The organism is Streptomyces panacea, assembly GCF_040560175.1.
In the GTDB taxonomy this organism is placed as follows: Bacteria; Actinomycetota; Actinomycetes; order Streptomycetales; family Streptomycetaceae; genus Streptomyces; species Streptomyces panacea.
In genome coordinates this window covers 24,732-46,421 of record NZ_JARJHW010000007.1, presented here as the reverse complement: position 1 = coordinate 46,421, position 21,690 = coordinate 24,732, and the positions used below count along the sequence as shown (strand labels likewise).

19 protein-coding genes and 2 pseudogenes are annotated in these 21,690 nt (G+C 67.9%); 11 read left to right on the top strand and 10 right to left on the bottom strand.

Features of this window, described 5'->3' with window-relative positions:
* The first annotated feature begins 55 nt into the window (after window positions 1-55).
* From P3L51_RS03515 to P3L51_RS03500, 4 genes are read left to right on the top strand one after another with little or no spacing between them, the layout of a single operon-like run.
* Window positions 56-2,011 (top strand): primary-amine oxidase, encoded by a 1,956-nt coding sequence (locus tag P3L51_RS03515; RefSeq protein WP_354603528.1) that lies wholly within the window; start codon window positions 56-58, stop codon window positions 2,009-2,011.
* Window positions 2,008-3,207, top strand: coding sequence for an MFS transporter (locus P3L51_RS03510; protein ID WP_354603527.1), 1,200 nt, complete (start codon window positions 2,008-2,010; stop codon window positions 3,205-3,207). The genes P3L51_RS03515 and P3L51_RS03510 overlap by 4 nt, the downstream gene beginning before the upstream one ends.
* Before the next feature lie 49 nt (window positions 3,208-3,256).
* Window positions 3,257-3,787, top strand: coding sequence for a TetR/AcrR family transcriptional regulator (locus P3L51_RS03505; RefSeq protein ID WP_354603526.1), 531 nt, complete (start codon window positions 3,257-3,259; stop codon window positions 3,785-3,787).
* A 40-nt stretch (window positions 3,788-3,827) separates the two neighbouring features.
* Window positions 3,828-3,971, top strand: a complete 144-nt coding sequence (locus P3L51_RS03500; RefSeq protein ID WP_354603525.1) for a hypothetical protein — start codon at window positions 3,828-3,830, stop codon at window positions 3,969-3,971.
* 15 nt (window positions 3,972-3,986) lie between these two features.
* Here P3L51_RS03500 and P3L51_RS03495 read toward each other — a convergent pair whose 3' ends face one another.
* Entirely contained in the window at window positions 3,987-4,667 is a 681-nt protein-coding gene (locus P3L51_RS03495; RefSeq protein WP_354603524.1) for a sigma-70 family RNA polymerase sigma factor, read from the bottom strand.
* A 1,031-nt stretch (window positions 4,668-5,698) separates the two neighbouring features.
* On the opposite strand from P3L51_RS03495, the gene P3L51_RS03490 reads away from it, so the two are divergent.
* The 4 genes and pseudogenes from P3L51_RS03490 (at window position 5,699) to P3L51_RS03475 (ending at window position 9,383) form a co-directional block, all read left to right on the top strand.
* Window positions 5,699-7,666 carry an AfsR/SARP family transcriptional regulator gene (locus tag P3L51_RS03490; protein WP_354603523.1) on the top strand — a complete coding sequence of 656 codons (1,968 nt, stop codon included), beginning with the start codon at window positions 5,699-5,701 and terminating at the stop codon, window positions 7,664-7,666.
* 100 nt (window positions 7,667-7,766) lie between these two features.
* Window positions 7,767-8,024 (top strand): annotated as a pseudogene (locus tag P3L51_RS03485) (trypsin-like serine protease); the annotation flags it as partial.
* Entirely contained in the window at window positions 8,014-8,418 is a 405-nt protein-coding gene (locus tag P3L51_RS03480) for a trypsin-like serine protease (protein ID WP_354603522.1), read from the top strand. The pseudogene P3L51_RS03485 and the gene P3L51_RS03480, both read left to right, overlap by 11 nt.
* A gap of 110 nt (window positions 8,419-8,528) precedes the next feature.
* Window positions 8,529-9,383, top strand: a complete 855-nt coding sequence (locus P3L51_RS03475; RefSeq protein ID WP_354603521.1) for a class I SAM-dependent methyltransferase — start codon at window positions 8,529-8,531, stop codon at window positions 9,381-9,383.
* A gap of 45 nt (window positions 9,384-9,428) precedes the next feature.
* On the opposite strand, the gene P3L51_RS03470 is transcribed toward P3L51_RS03475, so the two are convergent.
* The 3 genes from P3L51_RS03470 to P3L51_RS03460 all read right to left on the bottom strand — a co-directional run bounded on the left by P3L51_RS03470 (window position 9,429) and on the right by P3L51_RS03460 (window position 11,666).
* Window positions 9,429-9,731: a hypothetical protein gene (locus P3L51_RS03470; protein WP_354603520.1), complete on the bottom strand. Its 303-nt coding sequence runs from the start codon at window positions 9,729-9,731 to the stop codon at window positions 9,429-9,431.
* A 236-nt stretch (window positions 9,732-9,967) separates the two neighbouring features.
* A complete protein-coding gene (locus tag P3L51_RS03465; RefSeq protein WP_354603519.1) occupies window positions 9,968-10,126 on the bottom strand; it encodes a hypothetical protein in 159 nt (52 codons plus the stop codon).
* Window positions 10,127-10,235: 109 nt separating this feature from the next.
* The gene (locus P3L51_RS03460) at window positions 10,236-11,666 is read right to left on the bottom strand and encodes an endo-1,4-beta-xylanase (RefSeq protein WP_354603518.1); all 1,431 of its coding nucleotides are present in this window, start codon (window positions 11,664-11,666) and stop codon (window positions 10,236-10,238) included.
* 582 nt (window positions 11,667-12,248) lie between these two features.
* On the opposite strand from P3L51_RS03460, the gene P3L51_RS03455 reads away from it, so the two are divergent.
* Entirely contained in the window at window positions 12,249-13,622 is a 1,374-nt protein-coding gene (locus P3L51_RS03455) for a non-reducing end alpha-L-arabinofuranosidase family hydrolase (protein WP_435594363.1), read from the top strand.
* A gap of 189 nt (window positions 13,623-13,811) precedes the next feature.
* On the opposite strand, the pseudogene P3L51_RS03450 reads toward P3L51_RS03455, so the two are convergent.
* Window positions 13,812-14,108, bottom strand: a pseudogene (locus P3L51_RS03450) (transposase); the annotation flags it as partial.
* A gap of 248 nt (window positions 14,109-14,356) precedes the next feature.
* On the opposite strand from P3L51_RS03450, the gene P3L51_RS03445 reads away from it, so the two are divergent.
* Window positions 14,357-14,533 carry a DUF8839 family protein gene (locus P3L51_RS03445; RefSeq protein WP_494338536.1) on the top strand — a complete coding sequence of 59 codons (177 nt, stop codon included), beginning with the start codon at window positions 14,357-14,359 and terminating at the stop codon, window positions 14,531-14,533.
* A gap of 75 nt (window positions 14,534-14,608) precedes the next feature.
* Here the strand turns inward: P3L51_RS03445 and P3L51_RS03440 are convergent, their stop codons facing one another.
* From P3L51_RS03440 to P3L51_RS03425, 4 genes are all read right to left on the bottom strand, one after another.
* Window positions 14,609-15,556, bottom strand: a complete 948-nt coding sequence (locus tag P3L51_RS03440) for a carbohydrate ABC transporter permease (RefSeq protein ID WP_354603517.1) — start codon at window positions 15,554-15,556, stop codon at window positions 14,609-14,611.
* Window positions 15,553-16,479: a carbohydrate ABC transporter permease gene (locus P3L51_RS03435; RefSeq protein WP_354603516.1), complete on the bottom strand. Its 927-nt coding sequence runs from the start codon at window positions 16,477-16,479 to the stop codon at window positions 15,553-15,555. Before P3L51_RS03435 ends, P3L51_RS03440 begins: the two co-directional genes overlap by 4 nt.
* Before the next feature lie 3 nt (window positions 16,480-16,482).
* Window positions 16,483-17,841, bottom strand: coding sequence for an ABC transporter substrate-binding protein (locus P3L51_RS03430; protein WP_354603515.1), 1,359 nt, complete (start codon window positions 17,839-17,841; stop codon window positions 16,483-16,485).
* A 240-nt stretch (window positions 17,842-18,081) separates the two neighbouring features.
* Window positions 18,082-19,065, bottom strand: coding sequence for an ROK family protein (locus tag P3L51_RS03425; RefSeq protein ID WP_354603514.1), 984 nt, complete (start codon window positions 19,063-19,065; stop codon window positions 18,082-18,084).
* Between the two features lie 173 nt (window positions 19,066-19,238).
* Between P3L51_RS03425 and P3L51_RS03420 the strand changes: the two genes are divergently transcribed.
* Window positions 19,239-20,282: a LacI family DNA-binding transcriptional regulator gene (locus P3L51_RS03420; RefSeq protein WP_354603513.1), complete on the top strand. Its 1,044-nt coding sequence runs from the start codon at window positions 19,239-19,241 to the stop codon at window positions 20,280-20,282.
* A gap of 37 nt (window positions 20,283-20,319) precedes the next feature.
* On the opposite strand, the gene P3L51_RS03415 is transcribed toward P3L51_RS03420, so the two are convergent.
* Window positions 20,320-21,624 carry a DUF6986 family protein gene (locus tag P3L51_RS03415; RefSeq protein WP_354603512.1) on the bottom strand — a complete coding sequence of 435 codons (1,305 nt, stop codon included), beginning with the start codon at window positions 21,622-21,624 and terminating at the stop codon, window positions 20,320-20,322.
* Window positions 21,625-21,690 lie beyond the last annotated feature (66 nt).

Genomic DNA, 21,690 nt, shown 5'->3' with positions numbered 1-21,690 from the left:
AGGGTTCCGACCGGCGTCAGCACGCCGGAGCGGCCCGGCAGGGAAAGGCAACGGAGTGAGCCAGCATCCCCTTGACCCGCTGACCGCCAAGGAGATCACCCGAGTCGGCGAGATCGTCCGCGTACACCCCGTTTTCACCGACGGGACGCACTTCTCGTCCATCGCGCTGGCCGAGCCGGGCAAGCCGGCGCTCAAGGACTACGCCCGCGCCGGCGCCGCCCCCGACCGGGAGGCACTGGTCGTGCTCTACGACCGCCAGCACCGGATGGTTCGCGAGGTGCAGGTGTCGCTGACCGGCGAGACGGTGACCTTCACCTCGGAACAGATCGGTCAACGTCCCCGAGTACAGAGCGCGGACTTCAACGCCGTCGTCCCCGCCATCAAGGAGGACCCCGACTGGCTGGCCGCGATGCGTCGCCGCGGTTTGACCGACCCCGCTCTGATCGAGGTCCATCCGTGGCCCCCGGGTTACAACGACGAGCGCGACGACCACCAGCACCGCCGTGTGGCCAAGGCGCTGACGTTCGTACGCCCCACCAAGGACGACGACCCGTTCACCCGCCCGGTGGAAGGGGTGATAGTCACCGTCGATCTCGACACCGCCGAGGTCCTGCGGGTCGAGGACGTCACTCAGGTCCAGGTCGGCGACGACGGCCGGCGTCACGGCCCGGAGCAGGCCACTCGCGCAGGCGTACGCCGGCTGGACATCACCCAGCCCGACGGCCCGAGTTTCACTCTGGACGGTCACCTGTTGCAGTGGCAGAACTGGTCGATCCGTGTCGGCTTCAACGACCGCGAAGGACTTGTACTCCACCAGATCAGCTACCACGACCAGGGCCGCCGGCGCTCGATCATCAATCGCGCGTCGCTCTCGGAAATGTGGGTTCCCTACGGTGATCCCGCTCCCCTGCACCGCAACAAGGCGGTGTTCGACGAGGGCGAGGCCGGGCTGGGCAAGCTCGCGAACTCGCTGGTCCTGGGCTGCGACTGCCTCGGCGAGATCCGCTACCTCGACGGCGTCTGCGCCGACTGGGACGGGAAGCCCACCGTCGTCGAGAACGCGATCTGCATCCATGAAGAGGACACCGGCATCGCCTGGAAGCACACCGGACGCGACGAGAACTTCGAGGAGCTCGCCACCGACGTCCGCCGCGGCCGCCGCCTGGTCATCTCCTCGTTCTCGACCCTGGCCAACTACGACTACGGATTCTTCTGGTACTTCCACACCGACGGCAGCGTGGAATTCGAGGTCAAGCTCACCGGCGTCATCTCCGCCGGCGGTGTGCTCGCCGGCGAGGTCCCCGCCTCAGGCACCGTCGTCGCACCCGGAGTTTACGGGCCACACCACCAGCACGCGTTCAACGTACGTCTCGACATGGCCGTGGACGGCGACCTCAACACCGTCGTCGAGTCCGACTGCCGACTCGCCCCCCTCGGCCCGGACAACCCCATCGGGAACGCCTGGACCGTGCACACCACCCCTCTGGAGCGCGAACTAGCGGCCCAACGCGTCGCCGACGACGCGGTCGCGCGAACCTGGACGGTCCAGAACGAGGGCGTCCGCAACGCCCACGGAGGACCTGTGGGCTACCAACTGGTTCCTCAGTCCGGCGTGCTACCGCTGCTGCACCCCGAGAGCCCCGCGCTCGGCCGGGCGTTGTTCGCGACCAAGCACCTGTGGGTGACGCCCTACCGCGAAGGGGAGTTGTTCGCCGCCGGGACCTACCCGTTCCAGAGCGGGCCGGGTGAGGGGCTGCCCCGCTACACCGCCGGCGACGAGAACGTCCGCGACACCGACATCGTTGTCTGGCACACCTTCATCGCCCACCACGTCGTCCGCCCCGAGGACTGGCCCATCATGCCGGTCACGACGGCATCAATGCACCTGCGGCCGTTCGGGTTCTTCGACCGGAACCCGGCGCTGGACCTACCGCTCCCTCACCACACCACCAGTAGCTGCCACAACACCCCGGGCATCACCACCAACGCCGACGCGGCCCTGCCTTCATGAACCCTTCTTCGACCCACCGGCTGGCGATCCTGTCGGTCGGCACGTTTGTGCTCGGCATCGACGGGTTCGTGCTGCCCGGTCTGCTGCCCGAGATCTCCTCGGATCTCTCGGTGAGCATGGCGGCCGCTGGACAGCTGACGACCGCGTTCGGCGTCGCCTATGCGGTGGGCTCGCCGATCATCGCGACTCTCACCGGGCGGATGGATCGCCGCGTCGTCATCTGTACGGGCATGGTTGTGTTCCTGCTCGGCATGGTGCTGCAAGCCGCCGGGCCCACCTACGGCGTTGTGATGACCGGACAGATCGTGGCCGCGCTCGGCGCCGCCGCCTTCCAAGCCAACGCCTTCGCCGTCGCGGGTGTCCTCGCCGCGCCCGAGCACCGGTCCCGGGCCTTCGCCATGATCGCCGCGGGCGTCAGCCTGGCCGCTGTCCTCGGATTGCCCTTCGGGCTGCTGATCGGCCAACTCTGGGGATGGCGCGGGACGTTGTGGACCATCGCCGCTCTGGCCGCGGTCTCGGCGGTGTTGGCGGGTCTGTTCGTGCCGTCGGTAACACTGCCGGCCACCACGATGCGTGAACGGCTCGCGGTACTGGTGAACCCGCGCATCCTCGCGCTGCTCACGGTCAGCGCGCTGGTGCTCGCGCCCCAGTACCTCCTCGGCTCGTACGCCTCGGCGGTGGTGGGTATCAGCTCGCCGGGCAACGCCACGGCCGTTCTGATCGCCCTGTTGGTCTACGGCGTGGGGGTGTTCGTCGGCAACCGCCTCGTCGGCCTGTTCGCCGACCGCTTCGCCTCGTTGGCGGTGATCGTCGTCGGTCTCGGCGTCGTCGCCCTGAACTCCGGGATCCTCGCCGCCGTACAGCACTGGTTCCTGCCCACCCTGGCCGCCTTGTTCATCCTCGGCGTGACGGGCTTGTCACTGGTCGTCCCACAACAGAACCGAATCTTCGTCGCGGGCGGCGACGTTGCCGTGATCGCCCTGAGCCTCAGCGGGGCGATGAACCACCTAGGCGCCGCGCTCGGCGCCGGAATCGGGGGTCTCGTACTCACCGGCGCCGGCCCGCTCTGGCTCGCCCCCACCGCGGCGGCGCTCGCCCTCGGAGTCATCGCGGTGGTCATCGTCACCGCCCCCGAATCCTTCGCCGGCAAGCCCGCCAAGTCGACGAGAACCGAGGCCGGTTGCGCCGCGCGATGACGAGCTGATGTTTGAGAGAGATCATCTGATGACGAATGAACGGGAAGCCATGCTACTCGCAGCGGCCGACTACTTGGGCAGGCGGCCCAACGCCACCATCTCCGAGATCGCCAAGGCGATGGGGGTGAGCCGGGCCACCCTGCACCGGCACTTCGCCGGACGCGGCGAACTGCTGGACGCTCTGTCCGACACGGCCGCGGAGAGACTGCACGGTGCGGTCACCGCGGCCCGCCTCACCGAGGGGGACTGTGCTGACGCGGTACGGCGCCTGGTGGCCGGCTTCGAGAGGAGCGCTCCATACCTGGCGCTGCTGTACAGCTTCAGTCAGGAGGACGCCCCGGATATCGCGCATCCGGCCTGGAACGAGGCCGACACCGCGATCCGCGGGCTCTTCGAGCGGGGTCAGAAGTCCGGGGAGTTCACTGTCGGTCTGACCGCCGTCTGGCTCACTGAGGCGTTCTACAGCCTGATCGCGGGCGCGGTGTGGGCCGAGCGGAGCGGCCGGTGCGCCCAGCGCGACTTTGTCCACATGGTGACCCGGATGGTGCTCTGTGGAGCGGCCGACGACGGAGAGGCGTAGCTCGCCGTACACGCGGCTGAAGCCCCACTCTGGATTCTCGGTGGCAAGCCACATCGGTGAACTGCCGCCCCGCAAACGGAAGTCTCCCCTCTCGGACGAGAAGAACCACACCACCCACATCTTCGACGGCTTCGTCTTCCTGGGCTTTCACGGGGCGGACCGCGTCCGGAACGACACGTCCTGAGCCGACCGGCCGTGACTACGCCGGCAAACCGGATTCCGCATCGACACGGAATACCTGCCGGAGCTGCCGAATCGCTTTGTGGCAACGAGATTTCACGGTGCCGGCGGGAATACCCAGCATGGTCGCCACCTCATTCACGTTGTGGCCCTGGACGTAGACCGCGACGACCGCGGCCCGGTGTTTGGGGGACAGGCACGACAACATGTCGTTGACGACCATCTCCGATTCGATGGCCTCGAATGCCCGGTGGCCATCAAGAACGTTGCTGACAGTAGCCTGCGGACCCTCCAGGTCCAGCTCCGTGGCCAAGTTCACCTCGGATGGCCTGGCGCGTACCCGGCGATATCGATCGACCACGATGTTCCGGGCCACTGTCCGCAGCCATGGCGTCAACGACCGCCCAGGTTTGTGTACCTCAGGGTGGTGCCATAGTCGGATCGTGGCCTCCTGAGCCACGTCTTCGGCCGCGTGGATGTCACCGTCGAGCAGGTGACTGACGTAATGCACGATCTCGGTGCGGTGGATGAGCCACTGTTCGGCCGACAACTCGACGGCGTGCTCCGAGTCGGAATCCCGACCCCGCTCGGCGGTCTCGGATTCCCCCTGGACATCGCGAGATCTCCCCATGAAACCGTTGCCGGCCTGGCGGTGAATGCCCGAAGGCCTCTCTGCCTGTGCCGGTACGCGCGTCGCCACGAACAGCCTCCCTCAAGATGTGTCTACCCTCAGAAGTCCCTGGCCGTTGCTCAGATGTCGTGCAGAGCAGACGACTTGTGCGATGAAACGGGCTGGAAGGTTCGGTACGCCGCACATGTGCGGTCCTGACCGTCGGCGGAGTTGGCAGCCCGGGACCGCCGGGCGCGGTCCGGGCAGCGGCGGCGGAATTTTCGCGCGGCGCGGCCCCGGTCTCCACCTGCGCCGGCCGCACGCCGACGCGGTGGTGGATTCCGTGGCCGAACCCGAGATGGGCGCAAGTGTCCGGGACGGGCGGAACTTGGAGGGACGTTCGAAATTGGCGGGTCCTGGTCGGCCGCGGCCGACGAGAGCGGAATCGCGTCGCCGCGACGTATCAGGGCATCGCCCGGCGCGCTGTCCGGCGCAGCGGCCGTAGTGACCTGCCGACCGGGTCGTAGTGATACGGAGAAGGCGCCATTCCGCTCTTTCAGCTGACAAAGGGCGATGATTCAGCACGGTCGGCATTGGGACGTATGCCGTTGCCGGCAAGCGCGTGATCAGTAGCGCGCATGGAGCTTCTTTGCCGCGCCCAGCCGTCATCCAACGGGAAGCTTTTTCGTAGAAGAAGCGGATACCTCTCAAGCTGACGCGTTGGTCCTTCGGCGTCTCCCATACGGTTTTGCTCGGTTACGACCAGCGAGAACAGCGCTTTGACGATCTCACCCGTGACTTGCCGCCTGTTTGTGGCTCACTTGCTGAATGCTTGCGCACGGTGCGCGGGCCGTTGACCGGGCTGAACGGAGTCGGCCCGAGCCTGGCTTCGGCGGCGCGATGGCCCGTCGCCGGCAGGCTCGTTGTCGTAACCGCGTTTAAGGGCTACAAGGGCATCCGCCACTCGTGTCCGACCTCGCCCGTCGCGCCTGTCCAGCCCGTCAAGCCGGTCCGGTCAACCCTGAATCCCGACCTCGACCGTCTAATATGATCAATGGCCGTCACCTCAGGTTTTACGGCGGCCGGGACATCCTCAGCGGGGGGGATTGGGAAGCCGACTGATGGCAAACCTCGACTTGCAGGTCGCCGTGCTTGGTCCCCTAGTTGTCCGCCAAAGAGGGCAGGAACTCAGCCTCGGACCACAACTGCGGCGCGTGCTGCTGCTCCGGCTGCTTCTGGAGAACAGCCGCTCCGTGCCGGTGGACGTACTGTGCGAAGACGTGTGGCAGGGACGGCCGCCGCCCAGCGCGGTGGCGACCGTGCACTCCCACGTGAGCAGACTGCGCGATGTCCTCGAACCGAAACGCTCACGCCGGGCGGCCCACGAGGTCCTGGCCAGGGAGTCGACGGGTTACGCTCTGCGGTTGTCCGAGGAGGTGCGCGACACCGTCCGCTTCGAGCGTCTGGTGGTCGGGGCCCGACAACTGCTCGCCGACGGCCGGGCGCCGGAGGCGCGTGCGGAGATCGACAGTGCGTTGGCGCTGTGGCGCGGCTCGGCGTTCGCGGACGTGGAACACCACCGGTTCGCGATACGCGAGTCTGCCCGGTTGGCCGAACTGCTAGTGCTGGCAGTGGAGTTGCGCGCGGACGCGTTACTGAACGAGGGCGAGTTCGAGCAAGCCGTTCTGGTGACTGAAGACCTGACGGCTCGTCACCCACTTCGCGAGAGGACCTGGAACCTCTTACTGCGAGCCCTCTATCTCTCAGGACGTCCTGCTGACGCCTTACAGCGTTATGCTGAAGTGCGCCAGCGTCTCGGCGAGGAGCTCGGCGTCGAACCGGGCCCGGAACTGAGGGACACGCATCAGGCGATCCTGAACCACGACATCCGGTTGCCGCATCCGTCTTCTCGCCGGTCAGCCAGTACCGCGGGCCAATGCCCGCCAGAGCCGATACACAAGCGGGGGCCGCTCGACCTGATGTCGCGGCCCGCCCAACTACCTGCGGATCTGGCGACATTCGTAGGAAGGTCGGATGAGCTGTCACGACTCTGGTGGTCAGTCGACGAGGAACAGGCAGAAACGGTAACGCGAGCGGTGCTGATCGACGGGGTCGCCGGCAGTGGTAAGACCGCGCTCGCGGTCCACTGGGCCCATCAGGCCGCCGCCACCTTTCCGGATGGGCAACTCTACGTCAATCTACGCGGCTATGACCAGGCCCACCGGCCACTGAGTCCGGCCGATGCCGCGGACGACTTCCTGTGCGCACTCGGCGTGCCGCTGGAACGCGTCCCGGCGGGTCTGGACGCGAAGATCGCCATGTTCCGCAGTCTGCTTGCGAGCCGTCGCGTGCTGGTCGTGCTGGACAACGGCCGCGACGAGAGCCAAGTCAGGCCTTTACTGCCAAGCACGCGCGGTTGCATGGCACTGGTGACCAGCCGTGCCCAGTTACCCGGTCTGATCGTCACGCACGAAGTCCGTCCGATGACACTGCGCGTCTTCTCGTCGGAAGAAGCTCGTCAGGTAATGGCCCAACGTCTCGGCGCGGATCAGATCGAGGCGCATCCCGAAGCAGTGCAGGACATCATCGACCTGTGCGGGCGGCTGCCGCTGGCCCTGGCCATCGTCGCCACGGCTGCGCAGACCCGCCCGAACTGCGTGCTGACCGACATCGCGGACGAACTCCACGAGACCAGGGGAAGCCTGGACCTCTTCACCGGAGCCGACGCCAACACCAACATGCGGACGGTCTTCTCGTGGTCCTACCAGGTCCTCAGCGCCGACGCAGCGCGCCTGTTCCGCCTACTCTCCCTGGCTCGCGGTGCCTGGATTTCCACAGCGGCAGCAGCAAGCCTCGCAGGGGTGACGACAGCGACGTTGAAGCCCTTGCTGGGCGAGCTGACACGCCAACACCTCCTCAGCACGCAGTGTCCTGATCGGTATGTCCTCTCTGGTCTGATCCGCGCCTACTCATCGGAACTGGCCGGCATCTACGACAGTGCCGCCGACCGCCGCGCCGCGCAGGCTCGGCTCTCCCGGTACCTGAAGACGTCTCCCCCTGTGACTGGACACTTGGAGACGGGAGCATGAGGTTCGGAGAGAAAACACGCCCCCCGCACGATCACCTCGGCGGCATGACTACCGTCGCCGCTCGAATCAGCAGGCCCCCAGGGAGATCGGCCCACGTTCCATGGCCCGATTCCCACATCCCTCCGGTCGATCGGCGATCGCGCTCCCGACATCGTTGTCGCCACCGCAGCCTGGGCTCCGAGGACCTCCAGCTTCGCCGCCTTCGCGCCCAGCCCGTGCCGGGCCAGGCGGCCAGGGCGCCCAGCCGGGGCAGTTCCCCGGCATGTCGAGCCTGCTGTACGAGGGCCGCACGCACGGCTGCGGTGCCACCTTGATCAAGCCGGGAGCGGCCCTGACCGCAGCCAGCTGTGTGGTGGGTATCTCCCCTCGCGAACTCGTTGTCGCCGGAGGGGGGCTGGACGTGGAGGCCGGGCCGCCGATTGTGCCCCTGTTGCGGTACGTCGAGGTCCCCATCGTGGCCCGGTCCGCCTGCCGGCGCGGGTGCGGCCGAGGACGGCAAGGACGTCTGCCAGGGCGACAAGGGCGGCCCGCTCCTCCACAGCGACACCCTGGTCGGCATCGTCTCCTGGGGCGACGGCCGCGGGGCGCGACGGGCTTCTCGCCAGACGCGGACCCCCGCGTCCGCCGCGACCCTATATCAGGGGCGGACGAGGCAGAGAGGCACGTGGACGGGCCTACGTAGCAACTTTCTGGTGGGGCGACTACATCAGTCCCTGATGGAGTTGAACGACAAGCTGATTGCGTGTTTCTAATCTGTTCAGGCTGCGGCGCCACAGCATGCTCAGGAAGTCGGAGGCGCCGGTGCCCGCGCGTCTCATACGATCGGCCCGCACCGAACCCTTCGAGTATCACCAAGGACTTTGTGAATCACTCCGATCTCCTCGCCAAGGCCCCCTCGCTCGCGGCAGGCATGGCCGCCGCCGATCGCAATCCGGACATCCAGTTGTCCCAGACTCGCCACCGTGCCGCGCTCGTGGCGAGCTGGCACATTGCGCCAGGCTCAGCCGTTCTCGAATTGGGCTGCGGTCAGGGCGACATGACCGCCGTCCTTGCAGAGGCGGTTGGCCCCAATGGGCGCGTGGTGGCCATTGACGTGGCCGAACCCTCCTACGGGGCGCCGGTCACGCTCGGGGAATCGGCGGCCCGGCTCGCGGCGGGCCCTCTCGGGCCGCGCATCGATTTCCGCTTCGGCACCGACGTCCTCGACCGATCAGTCGACTTCCCCGAACGTACCTTTGACCACGTGGTGCTCGCCCATTGCTCCTGGTACTTCGCATCGCTCGGACAACTGCGAGACACACTGGCCCGGGTACGGCCATGGGCGCGGCGACTATGGTTCACCGAGTGGGACTTGACGCCTGCATCTGGCGACCAACTGGCGCACCTCCTCGCCGTGCTGATCCAGGGGCAGACCGAGGCCGCAGGATCGCATGGCCAGGGCAACGTCCGCACGCCTTTCTCCCGTGAGGGGCTGCTGCGGCTCCTGCCTGAGGCCGGCTGGACGGCCGACGGCAGCAGGTCGGTCGATACCGAAGACCTTCAGGACGGCGACTGGGAAATCGCTGCCTGTCTCGACCTGGTCGCAACGGAGGAACGTCTGGCCGCGCTGCCCGAGCCGGTGCGACAGCTCGTCCTGAGCCAGGCCGACGTTCTCCGGGCCATCGCCAAGCCGCGCGGCAACCGCGCGCTCGGGGCGTATTCAGTCACCGCGCGCTGACAGATGGCCCCAGCGGCCGGCCCGGTCGAAGTTCAGTGCGATCGGTCAGCCCTCGACCACGCGGTGTTCTGTTCGGCGGTCCGTCGCATCCCGCCGGACTCGCAGGCGGAGCAGCCATGCCAGGCCCAGGCCGGCCAGGAGATTGAGCAGGGCCATGGCCGGGCCGCTGTGATGCCAGACCGGCGGCAGCCGATGATGTCCGTCGGTCAGTACGGCGCTCTCGGTGGCGTTGAGCCACGTCGGCAGAGCCGCCTGCACCAGCACGACGACAGCCACGGCGGTACGGCGATTCCCGAAATGGAAGGCGGCGTCGCCCCGCAGACCCTCCGACAGCCGGCTGATCCCCATGCCGGTGATAGAACGAAGATCGGTACGGTCTCCGGCAGGATGAGCAATCGCCTTCCACTTTCCGGCGGCGCGACGCAGGGTCGTCCGCGCTGCCCTCGTAACGGCGGAACAGCCGTGCCACGAAGGGCCAGTCGGCTTCGTCGGGGAGGCGTAGAGACGCAGGTCGGGGGTACTGCTCAGCGAACGTGCCAAGCAGCCTTCAAAAGACCCGCGCTCACTGCCCTGTCCCCCACTATTCAGACGGGCGACACCGCGCCGTCGCCGCTGCCCGGGGTGACCAGATCACGGGCAGCGTCCTCCTGCCCGGCGCGCGGCGCGGCCCGCAAGGGCACCGACCCCGGGCACGCCGCCATGCTGCGCGCGGCTATCCAGGAGCGTTCGAGGGGCGCCGCCACGACGGCACTGCGGTGCCCCGGGACCAACAGCGATGTCGTCGTGGAGGGCCCGGGGGGAGCCGCAACGTGAGTCCTCAGCGATTCGGCCTTCCGTTTGCGGCAGGTCCCATCAGGTGCGGGTCCAGCGTTGGTTGCTGCCGTTCGAGCAGGAGTAGAGCTGGATCAGGGTGCCGTTGGCGGTGCCGCCTCCGACGGCGTCGAGGCAGAGGCCGGACTGGACTCCGACGATGGATCCGTCGGAGTTGAGGCGCCACTTCTGGTTGTCGCCGCCCCAGCAGCTGTAGATCTGGACTTGGGCGCCGGTGCCCGCGCCGGCGGCGTCCAGGCACTTGTTGCCGTAGACCCTGAACTCGCCGGCGGCGGTATAGGTCCACTGCTGCTGTGTTCCGTTGTGGCAGTCCCACAGGTTGAGCCGGGTGCCGTCGGTGGTACCGGCGTTGGGTACATCGAGACAGCGGCCCGAACCGACGCCCTTGATCGGTCCGGAACCAGAAGGGGGCGTGGAGGAGCCGCCGTTGAGTGCGCTGAGGACGGCGGTGTAGGCGGGCTTCTTGCTGCCGTCGCTGTTGAACAGCAGAGGCGTGTGCTCCGGTCGCCAGGAGTCGGTGTCGCGAACACCCCAGACGGTGATGCCGAGGCAGCGCGGGACGGCCAGGCAGTCGTTGGTCACGTTGGTGTAGGTCGTGGCCGAGGCACCCTGGATGTCGAGTTCGGTGATGGCCACGTCGACGCCGAGGGCGGCGAAGCTCTGCAAGGTGGTGCGGAAGTTGCTGTTGTAAGGGCTGCCACTGTTGAAGTGCGACTGGAAGCCGACGCAGTCGATCGGCACGCCGCGCTGCTTGAAGTCTCGGACCATGGCGTACATGGCCTGGGTCTTGGCCCAGGTCCAGTCCTCGACGTTGTAGTCGTTGTAGCAGAGCTTGGCGGCCGGGTCGGCGGCGCGCGCCGTGCGGAAGGCGACCTCGATCCAGTCGTTGCCCGTGCGCTGCAGGTTGGAGTCGCGCCGGGCTCCCGTACTGCCGTCGGCAAAGGCCTCGTTCACGACGTCCCACTGAGCGATCTTGCCCTTGTAGTGGCCCATCACGCCGTTGATGTGGTCGATCATCGCCTGGCGCAGCGTGCCGCCGCTGAGGCTCTGCATCCAGCCGGGCTGCTGGGAGTGCCAGGCCAGGGTGTGACCGCGCACCTGCTTGCCGTTCTGCACCGCCCAGTTGTAGACGCGGTCACCGGCGGTGAAGTTGAACTGGCCCCGCTGCGGTTCGGTGGCGTCTATCTTCATCTCGTTCTCGGCCGTCACCGAGTTGAACTCACGGCCCGCGATCGTCGTGTACGCCGAGTCACCCAGCCTGCCCGAGGCGATGGCGGTACCGAAGTAGCGGCCGCTCTGCGACGCCGCGGCACCGAGCGTGCTCTCAGCGGCGTGTGCTCTCGGTGGCGCGCCCAGCGCGGCGACGGCACCGAGGACGCCGGCGACCAGCGCCAATAGCAGTCCGCGGATCTTCCGGCGGACAACGGTTCTGGGAAGGGCATACAGGCCCATGGCTGTGCCTCCAGGGTAGGAATCACGGAAGTGATGAAGCGCGGGGGGGATGCGTCGCCCGCTCCCACTGGGCAGACGGACGGGGCGGGCCGGAACCCGAACAGCACGAAATCACCGGAGAACGGAGTGGCGCAGGCGCTCGGGTACGCGGATTCTTTGCGCGGCTGTGGGCGGATCTGCTGTGCGGCGCTGGCCCAGGACCAACGGGGTTCGAGATCGCGAACTATGACCGGTGTCTCACAGGTAGTGATGATTGAGGCACTGACGAGGGGTCGTCAATACGCCCGGCAGAGAAAGTTTCGGTTCTACGCCCGAAAATTTCTGAAATCCCGGCGAGCCTGGCGCCGAGTCGTCCGCAGACGCTTGGGGCCGGGTCCAGGCCTAGCATGTGGGGTGCTTTCGGTCAGCGCGAAGCTTCTCAAGACCAAAGAGCAGGCGCTATTTATGGACAGACCGGCACCGAGCCTTGACCGGAGCGCCCCGTATTCCTAGCTTGTGGCGTCAGGGAATTCGGCAATTCTTCGAAACTTTTCCGAAACTGATCTCTGCACCCCGGAGCGGCCGCTCCGCAGTTCATCGCGGTTGCCTCGCCCCCGCCCCCGCCCCCAAAGGAGCCCATATGTGCTGGTCAACCGCAACAGCGGCAAGGCCCTGGATGTCTACAACATGGCGACCGACGACGGCGCCCGCATCACCCAGTGGACCAGGAACGATCAGTACCAGCAGCAGTGGCAGTTCGTCGATTCCGGGGGCGGCTACTACCGCATCAAGTCTCGCCACTCGGGCAAGGTGCTGGACGTCTACAACTGGTCCACCGCGAACGGCGACTCGATCGTCCAGTGGGCCGACCTGAACGCCACCAACCAGCAGTGGCGGCTGGCCGACAGCTCGGACGGCTACGTGAGGTTCATCTCGCGCCACAGCGACAAGGCCCTCGAAACGCAAGGCGCCTCTACCGCCGACAACGCGAACATCGTCCAGTACGACGACTGGGGCGGCACCAACCAGCAGTGGCAGCTCGTCAAGGTCGGCGGCGACAACCCCGGCCCATGCGATCTTCCGTCGACATACCGCTGGACGTCAACGGGCGCGCTGGCGCAGCCCAAGCCGGGATGGGTCTCGCTCAAGGACTTCACCGTCGTCCCCTACAACGGCAGGCAACTCGTCTATGCGACGACGCACGACACGGGGACGAGTTGGGGTTCGATGAGCTTCGGCCTGTTCACCAACTGGTCGGAGATGGCCTCAGCCGGCCAGAACGCGATGTCGACTTCCACCGTGGCGCCCACGCTCTTCTACTTCGCACCGAAGAACATCTGGGTGCTCGCCTATCAGTGGGGCGGAACCGCCTTCTCCTACCGGACGTCGAGCGACCCCACCAACCCGAATGGCTGGTCATCCCAGCAGGAGCTCTTCTCCGGAAGCATTTCCGGCTCCGGGACAGGACCCATCGACCAGACCCTCATCGGTGACGGGACGAACATGTTCCTGTTCTTCGCCGGTGACAACGGCAAGATCTACCGGGCCAGTATGCCGATCGGGAACTTCCCTGGCAGCTTCGGCACGACCTCGACAGTGATCATGAGCGATACGACGAACAACCTGTTCGAAGCCCCGCAGGTCTACAAGCTGCAGGGCCAGAACCGCTACCTCATGATCGTCGAGGCGATCGGCTCGCAGGGCCGCTACTTCCGCTCGTTCACGGCCACCGGTCTGAACGGCTCATGGACACCCCAGGCCGCGACCGAGAGCAACCCCTTCGCCGGCAAGGCCAACAGTGGCGCCGGCTGGACCAACGACATCAGCCATGGCGAACTGATCCGCAGCAGCCCTGATCAGACCATGACCGTAGATCCCTGCAACCTGCAGTTGCTCTACCAGGGGCGCAGCCCCAACTCCGGCGGCGACTACGGCCTCCTGCCCTACCGTCCGGGTCTGCTGACACTGCAGCGCTGACGGCGTGACGCGGGTCCGGCTCCAGTACGGGGCCCCAGGCCCTCACAATCGGGCAGCTTCCGGAGTCGTGGCAGCACCTGGAGGATCTGCTTGCTCACCAGGACCGGGCCGTGAGTTACCACTTGGTGTGGCTTTCCGACGTGATCCGGGCGATCGGCCAGGACGTCCCCTGACAGGGCGGCCGGCGGGTCACGAGCGGAGCCACAGCCGAAGCGAGACAGCGGTCACCGTTCCGTGAAAGACGTAGGCACGCTTGTCGAAACGGGTGGCTACGGCCCGGAAGCACTTGAGCGCATTGAATGTCCGCTCCACTTCATTGCGGCGTTTATAGATCGACTTGTCAAAGCCAGTAGGCCGACCGCCCGCGCTGCCACGACGCTGGCGATTGACCCTCTGGTCCATGCGCTCGGGAATGGTGTGCTTGATCTGCCGCCGCCGCAGATATCGGCGGTTCTGACGGGATGGGTACGCCTTGTCGCCGCCCACCGTTGATCCAGACGATCACGGTTCCCCCTCTTCCGTAGCCCCATGTGGATTGCCCGCAACACCCGGCAGTGGAAACACGTGGCCGATTCCGGCTGCCACGACGACACCCTCTTGTTGCCGGTCCGTGGCCTGTTCGCCACCTCTTACGGAGGCGGCGGCGCGTCCCCTCCCATGAAGCGTTTTCAGCCGGAGCCGTAACACATCCGGACAGAGGGTCGTTGGAGCCGGATATGACGAGGGGGCAGGCGATGCACCGCGACGTACTGAAGAGATTCCCCGCCGGAGACCCGCGCGGAAGCAGACGCGCCGAGGAGTTCGCGCGGGCGCGGCGCAGCGAGGGCACCCCCGCCGAAGTGGTGATGGATCTGGAGTCGGACGTCTTCCTGGTCGTGGTGCCGCAGCAGTCCAGGGAACCCGCCTCCTGAGGAAGTCGCGGCCAACGAGTCACGGACCGGCCCCGGTTGACGCCCCTGCCGACGCCCCGGCCGCGGCCCCGGCCGTCAGCCCTTGCTGGATCCCAGGGTGAGCCCGGCGATGAAGTGCCGCTGGAGCAGCAGGAAGACGATGATCGTCGGCAGAGCCACGATGATCGAGCCCGCGGCCAACAGGTTGTAGTCGGTGAAGAATTGACCGCGCAGATTGTTGAGCGCCGAGGTCACGGGCAGTTTGTCCCCGTCGGAGATGAAGACCAGCGCCCACAGGAAGTCGTTGTACATCCAGGTGAACTGGAGCGTGCCGAGGGCCGCGAGGGCCGGCCGGCACAGCGGCAGGGTGATCCGCCAGTACTGTGCCCAGACGCTCGCGCCGTCGACGATCGCCGCCTCCAGGATCTCGATCGGCAGCGTACGCATGAAGTTGGCCAGGACGAAGACGCAGAAGCCCATCTGGAAGCCGACCTGGACGGCGACAACGGCCCAGTACGAGTCGTACATCGTCATCGAGTCGGACATCCAGTACGGCAGCGGGATGCGGTTGAACAGCACGTACAGCGGCGTGATGATCACCTGCTGCGGCAGCAGGTTGCCCGCCGTGAACAGCATCAGCAGCACGATCGATCCGCGCATCCTCAGCCGCGCCACGGCGAAGGCGACGAACGAGGCGAGGAAGAGCGCGAGCAGCACACCGGGGACGGCGATGAGCAGGGTGTTGACGAAGTACTTCGTCATCCCGGAATCGGTGAACGCCTGCCGGTAGTAGTCGAAGGAGAGCTTGTCGGGCAGTGAGAAGTAGCCGCGCTCGGCTGTCTCGTCGTACGGCCTGAGCGAGGCGTACACGGCCAGCAGCAGCGGCGCGAGGAACCCGAGCGAGACCGCCATCAGGAAGGCGTGCACCCCGAGCCGGCCGGGAGTGACGCGGCGCCCGCGCGCGGGCGGCCCCGACGGCGCGGGACCGCCGGTGGGAGCGGGCGGGGGCGCGGGCGCGCCGGCGGTGTCGACGGTGGCGCTCATCGGGACTTCTCCCCTCGGATCTCCTGGACCAGGTACGTCACGACGAAGCCCATCGAGACGACGAGCAGGACGACGGCGATCGCCGATCCGAAGCCGATCCGGCTCGCCTCTCCGATGATGTTGTCCGTGACGAGCACCGAGAGCAGTTCGAGGCCGTTTCTGCCCTTGTTGACGGCGTAGACGATGTCGAAGGCGCGCAGCCCCTCGATCACCGTGATCACGCCGACGATGACGTTGACCGGTCGCAGGGTGGGAAAGACGACCCGGAAAAATGTCTGAGTCTCGCTCGCCCCGTCGATGGCCGCCGCCTCCTTGAGAGAGGCGTCGACGGCTTTGAGGCCCGCCAGATAGAGGATCATCACATAGCCGGTGTGCCGCCAGGCGGCGGCCAGCAGGACCATCCAGATGTTGATGTCCGGATCGCCGAGCCAGTCGGTGGGGTTCGTGGTGTCGCCGAGGATCGCGTTGAGCGCGCCCTGGTCGCGGGAGAAGACGAGTTGGGCGATGAAACCGACGACGGCGAGCGAGAGCACGACCGGCAGATAGATCGTGGACTGGTAGAAGCGGCTGAAGCGCACCCCGCGGTCGATGAGTACGGCGAGCAGCAGCCCGAACGGGGTGGCGACCAGTCCGAGGAAGCCCAGCCACAGCAGGTTGTGCCGGACGGCGGGCCAGAACTGGGGGTAGTTGGTGAACAGGTTCTCGTAGTTCTCCGTGCCGACCCACTCGATGTCGCTGATGCCGTCCCAGCCGGTGAAGGACAGCACGATCGAGGCGACGGTGGGACCCCACACGATGACGAGGTCGAGCAGGAGCGGTACGCCCAGCAGCACACACAGGACGGCACGGTCCCGGGCGGAGAACCGCCGGGGGCCCCGCCGCCGGGTGCGGCGCCGGACGCGGCGCGTCGTGAGGGACGCCACGGATCAGCTGCCGGCGTCGGAGGCGAAGAGGGTCTTCTTCTGCCGCTCGATCCCGTTGACCAGCCCGTCCACGTCGTTCGGATCGTTGATGAAGCTCTGGATGGCTTGGATCATCACCGTGGAGGCGAAGTCGGGCCGGGTGTCGCGGTCCATGAACTGCGATATCTGCTTCGATCCCGAGATCAGGTCCACCGCCTTCTTCTGCAGCGGCGTGTACTTGGAGATGTCGGCGTCCTCACTGACCGCGATGTTGTTGGGGTCGCCCGCGAGGTACAGGTCCTCGGCCTCGCCGGTGGCCAGCCACGACAGCAGGTCCCTGGCGCTCTCCATGGTCCGGTCGTTCTTCAGGCTCTTGGAGTTCTTCGCCAGCAGGAATCCGTCGATGGGCGCCTCGACCGCGTCCTGGCCGTGCTCCGGGTTGATCTCGGGGAAGGCGAAGAAGTCGATGTCGTCCTGCTCGTCCTCGGCGAACTGCTGGCCGGGGTGCGGGAGTCCGAAGACGGCCATTCCGCTCTCGCCCTTCTGGAGGCTGGAGGCGGCCTCCTGCCAGGTACGGCCGTTGGCGCCCTGCTGGCAGTACGGGAGGATGCCGCGCCAGGTGTCGAAGACGTCCTTGACACGCTTGTCGGTCCAGGCTTCCTCGCCGGCCATCAGCGACTTGTGGAACTCGTAGCCGTTGGTGCGCATGTTGATGTAGTCGAAGGTGCCCATCGCGGGCCAGCCGTCCTTGTCGCAGAACGCGATCGGGGTCAGCTTGTCCTTCTTCATCCGCCTGGCGAGCGCGAGGTACTCGTCCAGCGTGCGCGGGGCCTCGTAGCCGTACCTCTCGAAGACGCTCTTCCGGTGGAAGACCGCCCACGGGTAGTAGTAATACGGCGTGAGGTACTGCTTGTCGTCCGAGCCGGTCGACTGGGCCTTGAGCGCGGCGGAGAAGCCGGTGTAGTCGCCCCAGAGGTCACTGATGTCGTGCAGCAGCCCCTTCTCGGCGAAGAACCGCATCCGGTAGCCGGCGAACCACATGAAGACGTCGTCCGGCTTGCTCTGCAGATACCGGCTGATGTTCTCCTGGAAGCTGTTGTGGTCGACGGTGTTGACGTCGATCGTCCGCTTGTCCCCGGACTGTTTCTCGTAGGCGGCGAAAGCCTGGGCGAACGCCTTCTTGGGGACCGGGTCGGAGGCGTTCGAGCCCATCGTGACGGTCTTTCCGTCACCGCCGGGGCCCCCGCCGCACGCGGCGAGCAGGGACGGCAGTGCGATCGCGCCCGCTCCGGCCGCCGCACCACGCAGAAGATTTCGCCGGGAGATCCGGTGTCCGGCCAGACTCGCCGGTACCACCGAACCGTTGAACGGAGACTGAGACATGTCCCCCTCCTCAGGGGTGCGACCCAACACAACCGAACGCGAGGGTTGGATCTCACTCCCCTGAGAAGGAGTCGTCAAGGGTTCTGACGGGAAACCGAACAACCGTTACCGGGGCTCATCCAACAGAGCCGAACAGCCTCCACCGCAAACGCGCGCAATGACACAGAGGTGAAGACGGCTACGGAGAAGGGGATTTGACGGACCGTCATATCCCCTTCGAGCCACGCGCGTTGCGGTCCGTCACAAGCTGGTGGGGAGAGTCATCGCCGAGTTGTCGTTGGCCGGAGCGGTCGGCCCGCGTCCCAGCGCGGCAGCCGCCGCCGCGCCCACCAGACCCGCGTTCGTGCCGGTCAACGCCGGTGCCACGGTGAGGTTCTGGACGAACGAGAGCGTCGCGTACTCGCCCAGCGCGCGGCGCAGCGGCAGGAAGAGCACGTCCCCCGCGTTCGCCACTCCCCCGCCCACGACCGCGATCCCGATCTCCACGAGCGTGGCGGTCGCGGCGATCCCCGCGGCCAGCGCCTGCGCGGCCCGCTCGAACGAGGCGATGGCGACCGCGTCGCCCGTACGGGCCGCCGCGGCGACCGCCGCCGCCGAGGTGTCACCGTCCGGACCGGGCCGCCAGCCGCCCTCCAGGGCCCGGCGGGCGATGTTGGGACCGCTGGCGATGCGCTCGACGCAACCGCGCCCGCCGCACGGGCAGAGGTCGCCGTCGAGATCCACGCTGATGTGGCCGATATGACCGGCGTTTCCGGACGGACCGGGGTGGAGCTTGCCACCGAGCACCAGACCGCCGCCGACGCCGGTGGAGACGACCATGCACAGCGCGTTGTCGTAGCCGCGGGCGGCGCCCTGCCAGTGCTCGGCCGCCGTCATGGCGACGCCGTCGCCCACGAGCGTCACCGGCAGCCCGCCGGTGGCCCGCCGGACCCGCTCCACCAGCGGGAACCCGCGCCAGCCGGGAACGTTCACCGGGCTGACGGTGCCGGCCGCCGCGTCCACGGGGCCCGCGCTGCCGATGCCGACGGCCGTCGTACGCGCCCACAGCGGCGACGCGCCGATCTCGTCGAGCACCTCGGTGACCGCGCGCATCACCGACTCGCCGTCCTCGCTCGCGGGGGTCGGCCGACGGGCCCGTACGAGGATTCTCCCGCCGCCGTCCACCAACGCGCCGGCGATCTTGGTGCCGCCGATGTCGAGAGCGGCTACGAGGTCGGTATGCATCAGTGTCGGATCTCCAGTGGACGAGAGGGTCCCCGCGGGCGGGGGTGTCGCGGACGCGCGTGGGACCTGCGGGTTCGTGGAACAGTCTCCATTCACCTGACAACGTTGTCCAGGGCCTATGCTCAACGCCACAAGCCTCGCACGACAACCGAACGACGACAGGACAGCGCACAGTGGCCGACACCGCCCGTCACCCCGAGCCCCGCTACGGTAATCGGCCCACCATGAAAGACGTGGCAGCCCGTGCCGGTGTCGGACTCAAGACGGTGTCCCGCGTGGTCAACGCGGAGCCGGGCGTGACGCCGGACACCGAGCGGCGCGTGCAGGAGGCCATCGACGCGCTGGGCTTCCGCCGCAACGACTCGGCACGGGTGCTGCGCAAGGGCCGTACCGCCAGTATCGGTCTGGTGCTCGAAGACCTCGCCGACCCGTTCTACGGCCCGCTGAACCGCGCGGTCGAAGAGGTCGCGCGCGCCCACGGGGCGCTGCTGATCAACGGTTCGAGCGCCGAGGACCCTGACCGTGAGCAGGAGTTGGTGCTCGCCCTGTGCGCGCGCCGGGTGGACGGGTTGATCATCATTCCCGCCGGTCACGACCACCGCTATCTGGAGCCGGAGATCAAGGCCGGTGTCGCGACGGTCTTCGTCGACCGCCCCGCCGGGCAGATCGACGCGGACGCCGTGCTCTCCGACAGCTTCGGCGGCGCGCGCTCGGGCACCGCCCATCTGGTCGCGCACGGCCACCGGCGGATCGGCTTCATCGGTGACCAGCCCCGGATCCATACGGCGGTGGAGCGCCTCGGCGGCTACCGCGCCGCGATGGCGGAGGCCGGTCTGCCGGTGGATGACTCGTGGGTGTCGCTGGGCACGACCGTGCCCGAGCGTGTCCACGAGGCCGTGGTCACGATGCTCGGCGCCCCGGAGCCGGTCACGGCGATCTTCACCGGCAACAACCGTGTGACCGTGACCGTCGTACGGGCCCTGGCCGCGCACGACCGGCCCGTCGCCCTCGTCGGATTCGACGACATCGAACTCGCCGACCTGCTGGACCCCGGGGTCACGGTCATCGCCCAGGACTCCGCGACCCTGGGCCGGACCGCGGCGGAGCGGCTGTTCCGCCGGCTGGACGGGGCGGCCGACGCGCCCAGCCGCGTGGTGCTGCCCACCAGGCTGATCGCGCGCGGCTCGGGCGAACTGCCGCCGCCGGCGGACCGGTAGACCCGGCGGCGCCGGGTCCGGTCCGGACGGGCGGGATCTACGGCGCCGAGACGGTGAGGGCCGCGCGGCGCGGGGCCGCGAAGCTCTCCAGGTCGGCGCGCGTGAGACCGGTCAGCGTGCCGACCTCGTCGCTGTCGAGGGCTCCGCAGTCCAGTCCGCGCAGCAGATAACCGCTGAGGGCCTTGGCGGTGGCGGGCTCGTCCATCACGTCGCCGCCGGCCTTCGCCACGTACGCCGCGAGTCGCGCGGCCGCGGCCTCCAGGCCCTCGCGGTAGAAGGCGTAGACGGCGGCGTAGCGCGTGGGCAGGTGGCCGGGGTGCATGTCCCAGCCCTGGTAGTAGGCGCGGGCCAGGGCGCGGCGGGTGAGCCCGTAGTGGAGCCGCCACGCCTCGTGGACCTGGCCGGTGGGGCCGACGGGCAGGACGTTGGTCGAGCCGTCCGAGACCCGTACGCCGGTGCCGGCGGCGGCGACCTGCATGACGGCCTTTGCGTGGTCGGCGGCCGGGTGGTCGCTGGACTGGTGGGCGGCGCTGACGCCGACACAGGCGCTGTAGTCGAAGGTGCCGTAGTGCAGTCCGGTGGCGCGGCCGTCCGCCGCGACGATCATCCGGGCCACGGCGGCGGTGCCGTCGGCGGCGAGGATGGACTGGCTGGTCTCGATCTGGATCTCGAAGCCGATCCGGCCGCGCTCCAGGCCGCGCGCCTTCTCGAACTCCTCCGCCAGGCGCACCATGGCGGTGACCTGTTCGGGATAGGTGACCTTCGGCAGGGTGAGGACGAGTCCGGCGGGGAGCCCGCCGGCTTCCACGAGTCCGCTGAGGAAGACATCGAGGGTGCGGATGGCCCGGTCCCGTACGGGGGCCTCCAGGCACTTCATCCGGATGCCCATGTACGGGGCGGCGGTGCCGTCGGCGTACGCCTCGTGGACCAGGCGCGCGGCGCGCGCGGCGGCGAGGTCCTCCTCCTCGTCGGAGTGCGCCCCGTAGCCGTCCTCGAAGTCGATCCGCAGATCCTCGACGGGCTCGCGCTCCAGCTTGGCCCGCACCCGCTCGTACACCGGGCCGGCGAGTTCGCCGGAGAGGCCGAGGACGCGTGCCAGGGAGGCCGCGTCGGGGGCGTGTTCGTCGAGGGCGGCGAGTGCCTGGTCGCCCCAGGAACGGACGGTGCCCGCGTCGAAGGCGTCCGCGGGGACGTAGACGGTGTGGACGGGCTGGCGGGTGCCGGGGTCTCCCGGGTACCGGCGGGCGAGTTCCGCGTCGACCGGCGCGAGCGAGGCGCTGATGCTCGCCCCGACCTCGCCCGCGAGGCTCGTCGTCACCCTGTCCTGCTGACCCTGACCCATTCCCACGCCTCCACTTTCCACCATATGGAATACAACATCCGCGTGGTGAAGTTAATCGTCTGATCC

Coding starts and splice junctions, on each gene's coding strand:
- P3L51_RS03430 (WP_354603515.1), bottom strand. CDS start 17,841: ATGTCTCAGTCTCCGTTCAACGGTTCGGTGGTACCGGCGAGTCTGGCC.
- P3L51_RS03415 (WP_354603512.1), bottom strand. CDS start 21,624: ATGGGTCAGGGTCAGCAGGACAGGGTGACGACGAGCCTCGCGGGCGAG.
- P3L51_RS03440 (WP_354603517.1), bottom strand. CDS start 15,556: ATGAGCGCCACCGTCGACACCGCCGGCGCGCCCGCGCCCCCGCCCGCT.
- P3L51_RS03490 (WP_354603523.1), top strand. CDS start 5,699: ATGGCAAACCTCGACTTGCAGGTCGCCGTGCTTGGTCCCCTAGTTGTC.
- P3L51_RS03445 (WP_494338536.1), top strand. CDS start 14,357: ATGCACCGCGACGTACTGAAGAGATTCCCCGCCGGAGACCCGCGCGGA.
- P3L51_RS03505 (WP_354603526.1), top strand. CDS start 3,257: ATGCTACTCGCAGCGGCCGACTACTTGGGCAGGCGGCCCAACGCCACC.
- P3L51_RS03425 (WP_354603514.1), bottom strand. CDS start 19,065: ATGCATACCGACCTCGTAGCCGCTCTCGACATCGGCGGCACCAAGATC.
- P3L51_RS03510 (WP_354603527.1), top strand. CDS start 2,008: ATGAACCCTTCTTCGACCCACCGGCTGGCGATCCTGTCGGTCGGCACG.
- P3L51_RS03470 (WP_354603520.1), bottom strand. CDS start 9,731: ATGGGGATCAGCCGGCTGTCGGAGGGTCTGCGGGGCGACGCCGCCTTC.
- P3L51_RS03460 (WP_354603518.1), bottom strand. CDS start 11,666: ATGGGCCTGTATGCCCTTCCCAGAACCGTTGTCCGCCGGAAGATCCGC.